Annotated in this window: 12 protein-coding genes; 11 read left to right on the top strand and 1 reads right to left on the bottom strand. The window is 59.6% G+C overall.

All coding sequences use genetic code 11. From position 1 onward, the window contains the following. Nucleotides 1-13 precede the first annotated feature (13 nt). The 8 genes from JZI28_RS15175 to JZI28_RS15140 all read left to right on the top strand — a co-directional run bounded on the left by JZI28_RS15175 (nucleotide 14) and on the right by JZI28_RS15140 (nucleotide 12,227). Nucleotides 14-1,663, top strand: a complete 1,650-nt coding sequence (locus JZI28_RS15175) for a sulfatase-like hydrolase/transferase (protein WP_375698156.1) — start codon at nucleotides 14-16, stop codon at nucleotides 1,661-1,663. Between the two features lie 437 nt (nucleotides 1,664-2,100). Continuing rightward, on the top strand, nucleotides 2,101-3,726 hold the full coding sequence (gene pgi / locus JZI28_RS15170; RefSeq protein ID WP_375698155.1) for a glucose-6-phosphate isomerase: 1,626 nt from the start codon (nucleotides 2,101-2,103) through the stop codon (nucleotides 3,724-3,726). 45 nt (nucleotides 3,727-3,771) lie between these two features. Then, on the top strand, nucleotides 3,772-5,232 hold the full coding sequence (gene zwf / locus JZI28_RS15165; RefSeq protein ID WP_375698154.1) for a glucose-6-phosphate dehydrogenase: 1,461 nt from the start codon (nucleotides 3,772-3,774) through the stop codon (nucleotides 5,230-5,232). A 68-nt stretch (nucleotides 5,233-5,300) separates the two neighbouring features. Then, nucleotides 5,301-7,139, top strand: a complete 1,839-nt coding sequence (gene edd / locus JZI28_RS15160) for a phosphogluconate dehydratase (protein WP_375698153.1) — start codon at nucleotides 5,301-5,303, stop codon at nucleotides 7,137-7,139. Nucleotides 7,140-7,378: 239 nt separating this feature from the next. Continuing rightward, complete coding sequence (locus JZI28_RS15155; protein ID WP_375698152.1) at nucleotides 7,379-9,169, top strand: gamma-glutamyltransferase family protein; 1,791 nt, start codon at nucleotides 7,379-7,381, stop codon at nucleotides 9,167-9,169. A 58-nt stretch (nucleotides 9,170-9,227) separates the two neighbouring features. Continuing rightward, nucleotides 9,228-10,052, top strand: a complete 825-nt coding sequence (locus JZI28_RS15150) for a sulfite exporter TauE/SafE family protein (protein ID WP_375698151.1) — start codon at nucleotides 9,228-9,230, stop codon at nucleotides 10,050-10,052. A gap of 6 nt (nucleotides 10,053-10,058) precedes the next feature. Further along, nucleotides 10,059-10,772 carry a FadR/GntR family transcriptional regulator gene (locus JZI28_RS15145; protein ID WP_375698150.1) on the top strand — a complete coding sequence of 238 codons (714 nt, stop codon included), beginning with the start codon at nucleotides 10,059-10,061 and terminating at the stop codon, nucleotides 10,770-10,772. A gap of 108 nt (nucleotides 10,773-10,880) precedes the next feature. Continuing rightward, nucleotides 10,881-12,227, top strand: a complete 1,347-nt coding sequence (locus JZI28_RS15140) for an IS1380 family transposase (protein WP_040176196.1) — start codon at nucleotides 10,881-10,883, stop codon at nucleotides 12,225-12,227. A gap of 11 nt (nucleotides 12,228-12,238) precedes the next feature. Here the strand turns inward: JZI28_RS15140 and JZI28_RS15135 are convergent, their stop codons facing one another. Next, nucleotides 12,239-12,379 carry a hypothetical protein gene (locus JZI28_RS15135; RefSeq protein WP_158441640.1) on the bottom strand — a complete coding sequence of 47 codons (141 nt, stop codon included), beginning with the start codon at nucleotides 12,377-12,379 and terminating at the stop codon, nucleotides 12,239-12,241. Between the two features lie 311 nt (nucleotides 12,380-12,690). Between JZI28_RS15135 and JZI28_RS15130 the strand changes: the two genes are divergently transcribed. From JZI28_RS15130 to JZI28_RS15120, 3 genes are all read left to right on the top strand, one after another. Beyond that, nucleotides 12,691-13,239: a hypothetical protein gene (locus tag JZI28_RS15130; RefSeq protein ID WP_375698149.1), complete on the top strand. Its 549-nt coding sequence runs from the start codon at nucleotides 12,691-12,693 to the stop codon at nucleotides 13,237-13,239. Nucleotides 13,240-13,447: 208 nt separating this feature from the next. Next, nucleotides 13,448-14,365 (top strand): hypothetical protein, encoded by a 918-nt coding sequence (locus tag JZI28_RS15125; protein ID WP_375698148.1) that lies wholly within the window; start codon nucleotides 13,448-13,450, stop codon nucleotides 14,363-14,365. Then, nucleotides 14,358-14,594, top strand: coding sequence for a hypothetical protein (locus JZI28_RS15120; RefSeq protein WP_375698147.1), 237 nt, complete (start codon nucleotides 14,358-14,360; stop codon nucleotides 14,592-14,594). Before JZI28_RS15125 ends, JZI28_RS15120 begins: the two co-directional genes overlap by 8 nt. The last annotated feature ends 147 nt before the right edge of the window (nucleotides 14,595-14,741 follow it).

The following is a 14,741-nucleotide window of genomic DNA, read 5'->3' as shown; positions in this document are numbered from 1 at the left end:
AGGAGAAAGAACCATGACCAAACGCCCCAATGTTTTGTGGATTATGGCCGATCAACTGCGGTTTGATTACCTGAGCTGCTATGGTCACCCGCACCTGCATACACCGCATATTGATGCCCTGGCAAAACGCGGGGTGCAATTCAACAAGGCCTATATCCAGTCGCCGGTCTGCGGTCCGTCGCGGATGTCGGCCTATACCGGGCGCTATGTGCGCAGCCATGGCTCAACCTGGAACGGTATGCCGCTGCGGGTTGGCGAACCCACCTTGGGCGATCACCTGCGCGAGGCAGGTGCGCGGGCGGTTTTGGTTGGAAAAACCCATATGGCCGCAGACCTAGAGGGCATGGCCTGGCTTGGTATTGATCCCGACAGTACGATTGGCGTCAGCCGGTCTGAATGTGGTTTTGACCCTTTTGAGCGCGACGATGGTCTGCACCCTGATAGCGCCCGCCAAAAATGGTCTGCCTATGATGACTATCTGGTGGAAAACGGCTTTAAGTCAGAAAACCCCTGGGGTGATTTTGCCAATTCGGGCCTGGATGAAAATGGCGAGCGGCTATCGGCCTGGCTGCTGAAAAACTCGCGCTTGCCTGCGGATGTGCCCGAAGAGCATTCCGAGACCGCCTATATGACCAATCGCGCCATTGATTTTATGACCGAGGCCAGTGCGGATGGACGTCCCTGGATGTGCCACCTGTCCTATATCAAACCCCATTGGCCCTACATCGTGCCAAAGCCCTACCATGACATGTATGGGCCAGAGCACGTCATTGCTCCGGTCCGCTCTGAGGCGGAGCGCGACACCGATCACCCCCTGATGCAGGCCTATCTGAACGCCCGTGTCTGTCGCAGCTTTGCCCGCGACCATGTGCGTGAACATGTGATCCCGGCCTATATGGGGCTGATCAAACAGCTCGATGATAACCTCGGTCGGCTTTTTGCCTGGATGGAGGCGGCGGGCTTGAGCGAGAACACCATCATCGCCTTTACCTCGGATCACGGCGATTACATGGGCGACCACTGGATGGGCGACAAGGATTTCTACCACGATGTTGCCGCCAAAGTGCCGCTGATCATTGCAGACCCCCGCGGCGAGGCGGATGCCTCGCGCGGGTCCATCTGCGAAGAGCTGGTCGAAATGATTGATCTGGCACCCACATTCATGAATGCGCTGGGCTGCGAGGCCAAGCCGCATATCATTGAAGGGCGTGATCTGACACCGATCCTGAACGGGACAGAAGGCTTTTCCAGGCGCTATGCGATCAGCGAACATGACTATCATTGGTCCGATATGGCCCGTGCGTTGGGCGTGGCGCAGGAACATGCTCATACGGTGATGATATTTGATGGACGGTGGAAATTTATCCGCTGCGAAGGCTTCCGACCGGTGCTGTTTGATCTGGAAACCGACCCGCAGGAAGTGAAAGATCTGGGCGCTTCGGAACAGGCGGACCACATTGCGGTGCGCGCCCGGATGGAGGCGGCGCTGCTGGATTGGGCGCGACGGCACCATACCCGGATAACCGCGACACCTGCAGTTTTGGCACGTCAGAAAATTGCAGCAGAGGGCGGTATTCTGATCGGGTTCTGGGATGAGCAGGAATACGAAGAGGCCACTGGCAAACCCTTTAGCAGCCTGGTTCCGGCAGGGCGGCCGGGATAACGCGGGGGTCCTGACCGTCCAGTGACCCCAGGCGGCCAGGGAGCGGACGTCTTTTGTGGCCGATGTGACGCGCTGCCATGTCGGCCCAGATATCCCTCATGTACGGGGCAGGCCCTGTTTGCCAGTCTAAATGTCACTTTGTTCGCCTGCGGTGGTGCGCGCAATACTGGGTAAGCTCTGCATTGTAAAACAGCGGTCTGCAGTAGGCGCGGCGGCTTTGCGGGGGCGAAAGCTCTGCGATTTACTGATTGCGGGCGGGGCTGGAAGTGAGGTGGCCTATACCTGCAGTGCCTGGACTGCCCCGCCACTTTATGCCCTGCTGGGGATGCCAAAACATTCACAGTTGGGGCTTCTCTTGTGTAAGCGTTAGCGCTAACTGTGTTGCATAAGAGCGGGAGGTATGATTCGGCTAGATGGGTTCGTAAAGGTATTGGAAAATGAGCGAAATTTGGTCAAAGCTGAGTGAACACCGCAGGCGAACTTCTGAGACGTTGATCGCCGAGCTGTTCGAGAGAGATCAAAACCGGTTTCAGAACTTCTCTGCCCAAGCCGACGGATTGTTGCTGGATTTTTCCAAAACCGCCCTGGACGAAACCGGATTGAATGCGCTGGTTGATCTGGCGGAACAGGCTGGCTTGGCCAGCAAGATCGAAGCAATGTTTCGGGGCGATCCGATCAACGTCACGGAAGGCCGGGCTGCATTGCACACAGCCCTGCGGAGCCAGAATGACAGCGCTGTGATGGTCGATGGTCAGGATGTCATGCCGGAGATCCAGCAGACCCTGCAACGTATGGAAAGCTTTGCCGGGGCTCTGCGCAGCGGTGCCTATAAAACCGTAACCGGGGCGCAGTTCACGGATGTTGTGAATATTGGCATTGGTGGTTCAGATTTGGGCCCTGTCATGGCGACCCGCGCGCTTGCGCCCTATCACGATGGGCCGCGCTGCCACTATGTTTCAAATGTCGACGGCGCCGATATTACCGATAGCCTGGCTGGGCTGGATCCCCAAACCACCTTGATTATCATCGCCTCAAAGTCCTTTACCACCATTGAGACCATGACCAATGCGGCAACCGCGATCTCTTGGTTGCGGGCCGCTCTTGCCGATCAGGCCAGTGGGCATTTGGCGGCGGTGTCAACGGCTTTGGACAAGACTGCCGAAATGGGCATTCCCCCGGAACGGGTCTTTGGCTTTGCCGATTGGGTTGGCGGGCGCTATTCGCTTTGGGGGCCTGTGGGCCTGCCTATTCTGATTGCGGTTGGACGTGATAATTTCCGCGCCATGCTCAGTGGTGCGGCGGCGATGGACCGGCATTTTCAAACTGCGGATTTTCGCCACAACCTGCCGGTCCTGCTGGGGTTGGTTGGCATCTGGCACAGCAATATCTGCGGCTATAATACGCGGGCAATCCTGCCCTATGAGCAACGCTTGGCGCGCCTGCCGGCCTATCTTCAGCAGCTGGATATGGAAAGCAACGGCAAATCCGTGACGCTGGAGGGCAGCCCGGTGCACCGCACCACGGGTCCGATTGTCTGGGGGGAGCCTGGGACCAATGGTCAGCATGCCTTTTATCAATTGCTCCACCAGGGCACCCATGTGGTTCCTGCCGAGTTCCTGATTGCCGCAGAGGGGCATGAAGCCGAGCTTTCGCATCAGCATGATCTGCTCAAGGCAAATTGCCTGGCCCAATCCGAGGCCTTGATGCTGGGGCGCTCTGCGCAACAGGCCCGCGCCTTGGCCCAAAGCCGCGGCATCCCTGAGGGGGATCTGGATCGCATGACAGCGCATTTGACCTTCCCGGGCAACCGTCCGTCGATCACCCTTGCCTATCCGCGTCTAACCCCCTTTGCACTGGGCCAGATCATTGCCCTGTTTGAACACCGTGTCTTTACCGAGGGGGTCATCTGGGGGATCAATTCCTTTGACCAATGGGGGGTCGAACTCGGCAAAGAGCTCGCCGTTGGTCTGCTGCCACTTATTCAGGGCGCCACGGACAGCAGCAAGGATGGCTCTACCCTTGGGTTGGTGGCAAAACTGACAGCCTCCACCCCCGCAACCTAAGGCGCACCCGGTGGGGCGCCAATCGCAACTGGATCTGATATCACTATGGTTTCTCGCGTTATCCCCGTCGACCCCTTTGATCTGGTTCTCTTTGGTGCCACTGGTGATCTGGCGCGCAGAAAAATCCTGCCGAGCCTGTTCCACCGTTTTCAGATCGCGCAGTTCAGCCCCCAAAGCCGCATCATCGGCACGTCGCGCAGCAAGCTGGACAAGTCCGGGTTTCAGGCCTTCGTGGCCGAGGCCATTCGGGAGTTTGGCCAGGAGGGGGAGACCGGAGAAGAGGATATCGCCGCCTTTGTTCAATTGCTGGACTATGTGCCAGTGGATGCAAAAGACGACACCGGCTGGCTGGCGCTGAAAAGCCATCTGCGCGCCGATGTGATCCGGGTGTTTTACCTCTCCGTGGGACCCAGCCTGTTCCCTGAAATCGCCAGCCGCCTTAGCTCTTGCAACATTGCCACACCAGAGAGCCGGATTGTTCTGGAAAAGCCCTTTGGCCATGATCTGGGGTCGGCACAGGCCCTGAACGCGGCGTTGCGGGATCATTTTGACGAAAGCCAGATTTACCGGATTGACCACTATCTGGGCAAAGAAACGGTGCAGAACCTGATGGCGCTGCGCTTTGCCAATTCCTTGTTTGAGCCGTTGTGGAATTCCACCCATATCGACCATGTGCAGATCACCGTCGCCGAAAGCATCGGCGTCGCCGGGCGGGGAGAATATTATGACCGTTCTGGAGCCATGCGAGATATGGTGCAGAACCATTTGATGCAGCTGCTCTGCCTGACTGCGATGGAGCCGCCTTCGCGGTTCACCTCTAATGCGGTGCGCGATGAAAAGGTCAAAGTGATCGAAGCGCTGGAAACGGTGGCGCAGGGCGATCTGGCACGGGGGCAATATCGTGCCACCCCCGGCAGGGCTGTTGCCGACAGCTATCTGGATCACGCCGGTGATCCCAATAGCCGCACCGAGAGCTTTATCGCGATGAAGGTGCAGGTGGCCAACTGGCGTTGGGCCGGGACGCCCTTTTATCTGCGGACGGGCAAATGCCTGCGGGCCCGTGAAAGCGAAATTGCAGTGTATTTCCGTGATCCGCCCCATAACATTTTTGAAGGTGCCGACGGGGTGCATGGCAATGTCCTGGTGATCCGCCTGCAACCGGATGAGGGCATCACCCTGCGCACCACGATCAAGGATCCGGGCCCGGGCGGCATGCGGCTCACCGGGGCCAATCTGGATATGACCTTTGCCGACTCCCTGCCCGAAGCAGGGCGCCCCCAGGATGCCTATGAGCGGCTGATTATGGATGTCATTCGCGGCAACCAGACCTTGTTCATGCGCGGGGATGAGGTCGAGGCCGCCTGGGCCTGGGCCGATCCAATCATTGACGGCTGGAGCCAGTCCGGCGATGCACCCCAGCCCTATGATCGTGGCGGCTCGGGACCCGAAGATTCCCTGTTGCTTATGCACCGCGATAATCGCCGTTGGCGCACTATTGGCGCCTGATGTGTGTCACCACCATCCATTTGCCGTCCCACCGCTAGCACCTGCCAGACACCCGAAAGGCCTCTTACATGCGACTTAATAAAACTCTCGCCGAGGTAACCCACCGGATCATCGCCCGCAGCGCCGCCAGCCGCAGCGCCTATCTGGAGCGCATGCAGGCCGCTGCAGGCAAAGGGCCGGCGCGGGCGCATCTCAGCTGTTCTGGGCAGGCCCATGCCTATGCCGCCACCGGGGCGGATCAAGCGACACTTGCCGAGGCCAGCAGCGGCCATCTGGGCATTGTCACCGCGTATAATGATATGCTGTCAGCGCATCAGCCTTTTGAAACTTACCCGGCGCTGATCCGCGACGCCCTGCGTCAGGCCGGGGGCACGGCGCAGGTGGCGGGCGGAGTGCCTGCGATGTGTGATGGTGTCACCCAGGGCGAGGCGGGTATGGAGCTGAGCCTGTTTTCCCGCGATACCATCGCCATGGCGACCGGCATAGCGCTGAGCCACAATGTCTTTGATGCGGCGGTCTATCTGGGGGTCTGTGACAAGATCGTGCCGGGGCTGGTGATCGGGGCACAGGCCTTTGGTCATATTCCGGCGGTTTTCCTGCCTGCGGGTCCCATGACCAGCGGATTGGCAAATGACGAAAAGGCGCAGATCCGACAACAGTTTGCCGCCGGAGAAATCGACCGGGCCGAATTGCTGAAAGCCGAGATGGCGGCCTATCATGGCCCCGGCACATGTACGTTTTACGGGACCGCCAATTCCAATCAGATGTTGATGGAATTCATGGGGTTGCACCTGCCCGGCTCCAGTTTTGTCAATCCCGGCACCGCCCTGCGCGAGGCGCTGACGGTAGCGGGGTCACAACGGGCGCTGGCGCTTTCGGCGCTTGGCAATGACTATACGCCGATCTGCCAGGTGCTGGATGAAAAGACCTATGCCAATGGCATCGTCGGGCTGATGGCCACGGGCGGCTCCACCAATCTATTGATCCACCTCATCGCCATGGCGCGCGCCGGCGGGATCATTCTGGACTGGCAGGATTTTGCGGACCTGTCGGAGGTGGTGCCGTTGCTGGCGCGAGTCTATCCCAACGGCCTTGCAGATGTGAACCACTTCCACGCCGCTGGCGGTTTGGGCTTTATGATCGGTGAGCTGCTGGAGGCGGGCTTCCTGCATGGGGACACCAAAACTGTGGCGGGCGAGGGGCTTGCGAGCTACACCCAAGAGCCGTTGCTCTCGGAGGAGGGGCTGACCTTCCGCCCCGGCCCCAAGGAGACCCTGAACGCTGCAATTGTGCGCCCGGCTGCGGAGCCGTTTCAGGCGACGGGCGGGTTGAAACGTTTGACGGGCTCACTGGGGACTGCGGTCATCAAGGTCTCGGCGGTGGATGAAAAACACCATGTGATCGAGGCGCCGGCGCGGGTGTTCCACGACCAAGAGGACGCCAAGGCGGCCTTTAAGGCGGGGGAATTCAACGGCGACGTTATTGTCGTGGTGCGTTTTCAGGGCCCCAAAGCCAATGGCATGCCCGAGCTGCACAGCCTGACCCCGATGTTGGCGATCCTGCAGGGGCGGGGTCACAAGGTGGCGCTGGTCACCGATGGGCGCATGTCTGGGGCTTCGGGCAAGGTGCCGGCGGCGATTCACGTGGTTCCCGAGGCCCTGGATGGTGGACCAATTGCCAAGGTTCGCGATGGCGATATGATCCGGCTGGATGCCGCCAGTGGCGCGCTGGAGGTCCTCACAGAGGGGGTGCTGGACCGCGCCAGCGCCAGCGCCGATCTCAGCGCCTATCAGCACGGCACGGGGCGCGAAATGTTTGGCATGTTCCGCCGCACTGTGACCTCAGCGGATACCGGCGCCACGGTGTTTGATCTGCCCACCGAGTCGACGCCGACCTCACAGAACTGACACAGAGCAGGCAGGCCGCTCCTTTGGGCACTTTCCCAATTTATTTTGTATGCCCCGCGACTGCCCTGCGCGGGGCATAAGGTTGTGCCTGATCTGCTGGGCTTGACTCTTGGCGGGCTTTGAGTGTTTTTGAACCAATGTGGAATTGGTTCAGCTGGCTGTTGCAGGCTGAAACGTGACGGGCCTAAACATGACGGGCCGAAACATGACGGGCCGAAACAGGTCGCAAGGGGGCGCAGATGCAGGGGTTTACCACACGGCCAGAAATTCGCGGCTCCTTTGGTGTTGCAACCTCAACCCATTGGATCGCCTCGGCTGTAGGCTTTGGCATTCTGGAGCGTGGCGGCAATGCCTTTGATGCGGCGGTGGCCGCCGGGCTGGTGTTACAGGTGGTCGAGCCGCATTTGAACGGCCCTGCGGGTGATCTACCAGCCATTTTCCATTCCGCCCAATCCGGCAAGACGACAGTGCTTGCCGCCCAAGGCCCGGCGCCGGCCGGGGCGACGATAGATCACTACCGGGCACAGGGGTTGGAGCTCATCCCCGGCTCAGGACTGCTGGCCACGGTCATTCCTGGCGCCTTTGATGGCTGGATGCTGATGCTGCGCGACCATGGAACCCTGTCCCTTGCGCAGGTGATGGAGCCTGCAATCTCCTATGCGCGCGACGGCCACCCGGTTTTGCCTCGGGTCGCCCATACCATCGCAGGCCTGGCGGATTATTTTGCGGCTGAGTGGCCCAGTTCCGCTGCGACCTGGTGTCCCGGTGGCGTCGCGCCCGCACCCAATGAAAATTTCAAGAATCCCGATCTGGCCCGGACATATCAACGTCTGGTGGATCTGGGTGAGGCCAGCGGCGCGGACCGCGTGGCGCAGATTGATGCGGCACGCAGCGCCTGGGCAGAAGGGTTTGTTGCCGAGGCAATCGCGCAATATCTACAAACCGCAAAGGTGCATGACGTCTCGGAGCAAAAGAACAGCGCCGTGTTGACGGCGGCGGATCTGGCGCAGTGGCGGGCACAGTATGAAGAGACCCTCAGTTATGAATATCACGGCTGGACTGTACATAAGACTCAGGCCTGGTCGCAGGGGCCAGTGTTGTTGCAAAGCCTGGCGATCCTGAACCATTTTGACCTGGCAGCGATGGATCCTTTCGGCGCAGAGTTCACCCATACGGTGATTGAGGCGATGAAACTCGCCTATGCGGACCGCGAGGCCTATTATGGCGACCCGGATCACAGCGCGGTGCCGATGGATGTGCTGTTGTCACAGGGCTATAACGCCGGGCGCGCCGCTCTGATCACCGATCAGGCCTCGCTGCAGCAGCGCCCCGGTCGGGTGCCAGGGTTTGAACATCAGGCGGATGCCTATATCGCCCGGGCGGCGCGGGACTTTGGCGTCGCAGAGGCTGCACCACAAGAGCCGACCATGGCGCATCTCACGGAGAAACGTGGCGATACGGTACATTTGGATGTGATTGATCGCTGGGGCAATATGGTTTCTGCAACGCCTTCGGGTGGCTGGCTGCAATCCAGCCCTGTGGTGCCCGGTCTGGGCTTTGCGCTGAACAGTCGCGCCCAGATGTTCTGGCTGGAGCAGGGGCTGCCCACCTCCTTGGCGCCGGGGCGGCGCCCGCGCACCACCCTGACGCCAAGCCTGGCAGAAAAGGACGGCACGCGGCTGGTCTTTGGCACGCCTGGGGGGGATCAGCAGGATCAATGGCAATTGATCTGGTTCCTGCGCTTTGTGCACCACGGGCTGGATCTGCAGGCGGGCATGGACGCGCCGCTGTTCCATTCGATGCATTTTCAAGGCAGCTTTTATCCGCGCGCCGCCCTGCCTGGCGAAATGATGATTGAAGCGGCTTTTGGCGAGGCCGTGATCGCTGACCTGCGCCAACGGGGCCATATCGTCACGGTGGCCGAGGATTGGACTGTCGGACGACTGACCGCAGCCCTGCGCCATGCGGATGGCGGCCTGCAGGCTGCGGCCACACCACGCCTGATGCAGGCTTATGCGGTTGGGCGCTAAGCTGCGCGTGGCAAACTGTCTGGCGAGCAAAACACATACAGGAACGGGAACCTAAGACATGTTTGAGATCGAGACCCTTTTGACTTTGGCGGCCGTTGCTGCTGGATCGGGCGTCGTGGGCGGGATACTGGCCGGGCTATTGGGCGTCGGAGGCGGCATTGTCATTGTGCCGGCGCTTTATCTGGCATTGTCCCTTACCGGGATGGACAGTGCGCTCACCATGCAGGTGGCCGTTGGTACTTCGCTGGCGACCATTGTGTTTACCTCGCTGTCGTCGGGCTATGGTCACTATCGTAAAGGCGCCATTGATATGGGCTTGCTCAAGCTTTGGGCGCCGTCAATCCTGATCGGGGTGCTGATTGGTGGCGTTCTGGGGGGGGGGGTGTCCGGCAAGGTGCTGATTGCGGTTTTTGCCGTGGTGGCGGCCATCGTCGCCTTGGACATGATACTGCGCACAGGCGCTGACAGTGCGACACCGCGCAGCTTTGCCAAACCGGTCTGGGCCGCTTTGGGCGTGGTGGCGGGGGCGATTTCGGCCATGATGGGGATTGGCGGCGGTACCGTCTGTGTGCCGCTGTTGAATTTCCTCGGCTATGACATTCGCAAAGCGGTTGGCACCTCAGCGGCCATTGGGTTTGTGATCGGTGTGCCCGGAGCACTGATTTACATGGCCACCGGTTTTGGCGCCGAGGGGCTGCCGCCGTTTTCTTTTGGCTATGTGAATCTTTTCCTGGCAGCGGTGATCATTCCTTTGAGCACCAGCTTTGCGCGGGTGGGGGTTAAACTGGCCCATAGCATTCCGCGCCGAGCCCTGCGACTGGCCTTTGGCGTATTCTTGATGCTGACCTCTGCGCGTATGTTCAGCGACCTGGCAGGTCTGTAGCCAGCAATGACCGATCGCCCTCCACGTAGCCCAGCAGGCACATCCGATACCCGGCAGCCGCAACAGCATCTGGCGCAGCAGTTGCGACAGGGAATTACATCCGGAACCATGCTGCGAGGGGACCGCCTGTTGCCTGAACGAGAGATGGCGCAGCACCTGGGCGTCAGTCGTGCCCGTTTGCGGCAGGCCCTGGATCTGCTTGAGGCCGAAGGCGCCCTGTTTCGCCGACGGGGGCAGGGAACCTTTGTGCAACCGCCCCCCGCAACTGACGCCGCGCGGCTCAAGAGCCTCGCGCAACGGGTGAGCCCGCAAGAGGTGATGGAGGTGCGGTTGCAGATCGAGCCTGCCCTGGCAGGTCTTGCAGCCCTGCGTGCCGATGACCAAGCGCGCGAGCTTTTTGCCCAGGCGGCGCAGGCGACGCTCGATGCGCCGGATCAACACAGCTACGACGCTGCGGATGACGTCTTTCACTATAAAATCGCAGAGATGGCGCAGAACCCGCTATTTCTGACAGTCTATGAGGCAATCCGTACGGTGCGGGCGCAGTCCAGTTGGGCCAACACACGGGCCGCTCATTATTCGCCTGAGGTGATGGCCGTTCTGGGGCAGCAGCACCAGACTCTGGCAGCGGCCATTCTAAAGGGCGACAGCCCGGCGGCAACGCAGATCATGCAGGACCACCTGCACTGCGTGGCGGAGACGCTGTTGCAATCCCGCTAGGGTCGTGACCTTAGCCCGCATTTCCCAAGTAACTTGACGTTTTCGCGCCTCCAACGGCCACTAATGTGTTATATTTCAGTATGTTAATTTGGCTGAAGGTGGTGGATTATGGATCACCCAGAGGGTGCACGCGAAACGGGTGATGGGCGGCTCAGTTTTGACCGCCGGGTCCGGCTGGAGTTTCATGGTTCCAAGATCAGCTCGGACGGTGGATTACTGTTGTTCAGGGAATTGGATGAAGTGCTCGGCCTGCACGACATTGCGGGCGGATTTCTGAGAGACACGCGAACTGGCCACAATCGCCTGCACTCACTGGTCGGCTTGTTGCGCCAGTCGGTCTTTGGGCGGCTGGCCGGATATGATGATGTTAATGACGCGGACCGTTTATCGCTTGATCCGGTGATGCGGCAGGTCGTTGGAGGGCGTGCCGTTGAGGCCAAGGCCGCGTCTGCGAGCCAGATGGGACGGTTCGAGACCGAGGTGTTGGCGGCAACCGACAATCGCACTGTGCTGGCGGATTTATCAGGACACTGGATCGACCGGGTTCACAATCGCAAACCGCCCAAGTGGATCACGCTCGACATGGACAGTTCAGTCAGTCCCACCCACGGCGCGCAAGAAGGCACCGCTTGGAACGGGCATTTCGGCTGCATGTGCTATCACCCGCTGTTCGTCTTCAACCAGTTTGGCCATTTGGAACGCTGCGCCCTGCGCCCCGGCAATGTTCACAGCGCAGATGGGTGGGAAGAGGTTCTGAAGCCCGTCATCGCGCGATATGCGGATCGTCACCTGATGCGGTTCTTCCGGGGGGATGCTGCGTTCGCCATCCCGGAGCTATACAAAACTCTGGAACTGGAAAACTATTTCTACGCCATCCGCCTTCGGGCCAATCGCGTTCTTCAGGGCAAGATTGCGCATCTGCTCAAGCGCCCTGTGGGTCGTCCGCCAAAAGGCGTGAAGCGCATCTACGGCGACTTCCAATATCAGGCGGCATCTTGGGACAAACCTCGTCGTGTCATCGCCAAGGTGGAATGGCATCCCAGCGAGTTGTTCCCGCGCGTGGGCTTCGTGGTCACCAACATGCCGATGGAACCCGACTGGATCATCCGCTTCTACAACCAACGCGGCACCGCCGAGCAATACATCAAGGAAGGCAAGCAGGCGATCAACTGGACCCGTTTGTCCTGCAAAGGCATGGCGCAGAACGAGGTGCGGCTGCAACTCCATGCACTGGCTTACAATATCGGTGCCTTCCTACAGGGCACTGATCTACCTGATGAGATAGCCGACTGGTCACTGACAAGCCTGCAGACGCGATTGATCAAGATTGGTGCGAGGGTTGTGCGTCACGCCCGTGCAATCACCTTCCAACTGGCCGAGGTGGCTGTCAGCGGCGATCTGTTCAACCGCATCCTTGCGGCCATACATCGGCTGCGCGCACCGCCGGTTCCCTAATGACAACATCGTTAATCATAAAACCTGAACAAAAGCGGCTCAACCGGTCTATCCATACGGGGGTCGGTCAGACCAATATCCGGATCAACCTCGCCCCCGAGACCGGAAATCGTGCTCAGTTCGCGCGTCAGATGCCCGAACAACGGCACCATGGGTCCAAGAGGCTTGATAGGAGCGCAGAACAGCGGCAAGGTGGGCGGGAGGACGTTCCACTTGGGGAATGTCAGCTTAGAGGAACACCCGGTATTGGCTTAATAACTTCATGCCCTGTTTTGTTATTTACGGAAATTTTCTGGTAAGTAATATCTCAGGTTGCAGGTTCTGTTTTCGGAGGTTGTTTTGGTGCAATTTTTGAATCTTTAATAAACGAACTTTAATAACGAGGTGTACAACCTTGTGGAGTTTTTAAATGTTCAGGAATGTCTCAATAAACTTAAGATTGCTGGTTTCTGGCATTACAGCGATGTTATCTATCGTATTTCTGGCCAGTCTGTCGGTCTATAGCCTTTGGCAGAGTGAATTGGAATTGGAAGGGCAAATCGCCACTGTCGGGACGGTGCGGCAGGAGTTAAACGCAAATCTGAAACGCGAAGCGATAGAAGGGCTGGTTGTTTACGGCCTGCTTCAGGGCGCAGATCTCTCCAATGATGATAAAACAGCGCTGTCGGCGCAGCTGGCGGAAGAGGCAGAGAGCCTTCTGACCAGTCTCAAAGAGCTTCAGGTGACAGAAACCCAGCCCGAAACCGCCGCCGCGATCGAAACAGTTTTGCCTATGGCAGAGCAGAGCCTCGCCTCTAGCCAGGCTCTTCAGGCTTTGGGGTTTCGCGATAGTGCCGCTGCTCTGGCAGCGCTGCCGTCCTATTTGCAAGAATTCCACGCCTTGGAAGAAGCGCTTCTCTCTCTTGGTGAAAGCATTGAAACGCGTGCCGCGGAAACAGCGGTGGCGGCGCGGGCCCATGATATAAACCGCTATTCCCTAATCGCACCCCGGCCAAATGGAACGGGACGCTGACCCTCAAATGACCCAGCCGGGGCCTTCACTGGCCCCGCTCTATCCCCTTGCGGTTCCCGCGAGCATTCCCCGGACGGCACCGATGCAGGTGTTTCTGTCCATTCCACCTCCACCAAACCCACGTTCTGTTTCTCGGGCCGGTGCTGCTGGGGAGTGCTCACGCGAGCTGCAAGCTCGACACCCTCAAATCAAGAATGGACAAATGACAATGACCGAATATCGACACAACGTAGACCCCGCAAACCCCTCTGGCAGCAACCTCGCATCTGGCCCAATGGGCTTCACCGCAACGGTTGGCGGAGGTTCTCTTGAGGTTACTAGCGGCCACGGCATGACCCGCAGCGGCGGCGTAGAGCACACCGTACGCCCAACCGCAGACCCCTCCACCGGCCTTACCTTCAGCACCGAAGCTGGCCTCCCGGTCCCCGGCGGAAACCCTCGCCCCAATGATCTGGTCGAGATCGGCGGTATCAAGGTTAAGGTCGCTCAGGCTGTCCGCGATGGGCTTATCATGGACCCCTCACGGGGCCTGCTCAATGCCCCTGAGAGCGGCCATAACGCAAACCCTCACGCTGCCCCTGAAGGCGCTGTGGAGGCCCCTGAGAGCGTGGCAGATAGCTTCACCAATGACGTGCTGCCCCGCGTATCTCCCTCCACAATCTCTTCTATCGAAGCTGACCTGAATGAGGGCCAGTTCTCCGAGAAGACGATGGATTACCTGATGCTTGAAGGCGGGCAAAGTGCAGAGGCGCTGAGCGCTGTACGCGATGCCTACGCCGCAAAGGTCACCGCCGCCACCGGCATGGATGAGGCCGAGCTGCAAGAGCTGTGGCAGGACAACCGCCCCGCCTTCAATGCAGCTATCTCCGAGATGCTGAAGACCGGCAGCACCGCCGCCTTCCAAGACCTCGCAGCACAAGCAGACGCCGCAGCATGGACCGCTATGAGCACCGATGAGGCAACCGACGCATGGAAATCCCAGGGCTTCCCGCAGGCTTTGCTGGACGCTGGCCTAGAGCCGAGTTTTGAAGGCGGTGTGGTCTCGATCAAAATTCCCGGCATGGGTGTTGTTCCGTGGACCGAAGCGGTTCAGCGCGGGCTTGTGAAGGTGAGCCGTCATGGCTGACCCCAAGGCAAACCAACAGGGCCAAGTCACCACCTTTGGCTGGCCCTCAGCGGCTGATGTAGCGGCCCAGATGCAGGCGAAACATGCCGCATACCGGGCGCAGCAAAAGAAGCTGGAAGAGGCGACTGCTAAGGCTGAGGCCGAACGTGCCCGTGAAGGTGAGGCGAAAGCGGCCCGAACGCGGGATGCGACACAGGCCAGCTTGTTCTGGCATGACATCAAGCAATGAAATCAAGGAGTGGTTGACTGGGCGGAAGTAGAGCGCCGCCTGTCGCCCCAGCAAGCAGGGGGTATCCGGGAGACCGGGCACCTCCAAATATTTCTGTGCAAAAATTCGTGCAGCGGAGATCATATAGTAGGCCGCAAAAACTCCCCC

Origin of the sequence: Pseudophaeobacter sp. TrK17 (genome assembly GCF_042192375.1) — a bacterium.
Classification (GTDB): domain Bacteria; phylum Pseudomonadota; class Alphaproteobacteria; order Rhodobacterales; family Rhodobacteraceae; genus Pseudophaeobacter.
Note: the sequence above shows the minus strand (reverse complement) of the source record. Positions and strands in the feature narration are given on the sequence as shown.